This window comes from Streptococcus sp. CCH8-H5 (genome assembly GCF_001556505.1).
GTDB lineage: Bacteria > Bacillota > Bacilli > Lactobacillales > Streptococcaceae > Streptococcus.
Window position 1 is genome coordinate 1 of sequence record NZ_LSIZ01000034.1, and the last position, 1,426, is coordinate 1,426.

Sequence of the window (1,426 nt, forward strand, 5' to 3'; positions counted from 1 at the left end):
AAATCATGTCAGATAAAACGAACATGGAACTTGAAGCAGAAGATTCTGGTGTTCTATTGAAGATTACCCGTCAGGCTGGTGAAACAGTACCAGTTACTGAAGTTATCGGTTATATTGGAGCAGAAGGTGAAGTTGTGGCTGATAATGCTGCGAGCGCACCAGCTACAGAAACTGCTCCGCAAGTTGAAGAAGTTGCTACTGTGGAAGCACCTGTAGTGGCAACACAAGCCCAAGCCCCTGTCGTACACGAAGGTGGCAAAGTACGTGCAACACCTAAAGCACGTAAAGTAGCGCGTGAGTTGGGGATTGACCTCGCTCAAGTTCCAGGAACTGGAGCAAAAGGTCGTGTTCATGCTGATGACGTTGAGAACTTTAAGGGTGCTCAACCTAAGGCAACTCCGTTGGCACGTAAGATTGCAGCGGACCTTGGTATTGATTTAGCTAACGTATCTGGAACAGGCTTTGGTGGTAAGATTACCAAGGAAGATGTCCTTGCAATCAGTGCCCCAGCTCAAGTTAAGGAAGCTGCAGCTGCACCTGTGGTTGAAGCTAAGCCAGAAAAAGTCTTGCCAGAAGGTGTGGAAGTTATCCCAATGTCGGCTATGCGTAAGGCTATCTCTAAGGGAATGACGCACTCTTACTTAACTGCGCCAACCTTTACCCTTAACTACGATGTGGACATGACTAACCTTATGGCTCTTCGTAAGCAAGTCCTTGATCCAATCATGAATAAGACTGGTATGAAGGTAACCTTCACTGATTTGATTGGTTTGGCAGTTGTGCGTACCCTTATGAAAGAGGAACACCGTTACCTCAATGCATCCTTGATTGATGATGCGCAAAATATCGAATTACACAAATTTGTTAATCTCGGTATTGCCGTTGGTCTCGATGATGGCTTGATTGTACCAGTAGTTCATGGTGCAGATAAGATGAGTTTGTCTGACTTTGTGGTGGCCTCTAAGGATGTCATCAAGAAAGCTCAGGCTGGTAAATTGAAGGCGGCAGAAATGTCAGGTTCTACTTTCTCTATCACTAACTTGGGAATGTTTGGAACCAAGTCATTTAACCCAATCATCAACCAACCAAACTCAGCTATCCTTGGTGTTTCAGCAACTATTCAGACACCGGTTGTTGTTGATGGTGAAGTTGTCGTACGTCCAATCATGGGGCTATGCTTGACTATTGACCACCGTATTGTAGATGGTATGAATGGTGCCAAATTCATGGTTGATTTAAAACATTTGATTGAAAATCCAATGGAATTGTTGATTTAAGTAAAAAAATATCTGAAAACTGAAGTTTTAAATAGAAAGGAGAGGGCGTTAAAGCGTTCGAGTCGATTTGAACTCGAACGAAATGCTTCGGAATTTAGATAGTTTTACTTGTGTGCAAGCACACTAACGTAAAACTCCTAAAATTCTGT

1 protein-coding gene is annotated in these 1,426 nt (G+C 43.3%); it reads left to right on the forward strand.

The window, feature by feature from the left end; all coding sequences use genetic code 11:
- The coding region (locus AX663_RS03245) for a dihydrolipoamide acetyltransferase (protein WP_060972684.1) at positions 1 to 1,277 on the forward strand (1,277 nt) is incomplete at its 5' end.
- Positions 1,278 to 1,426: the final 149 nt, after the last annotated feature.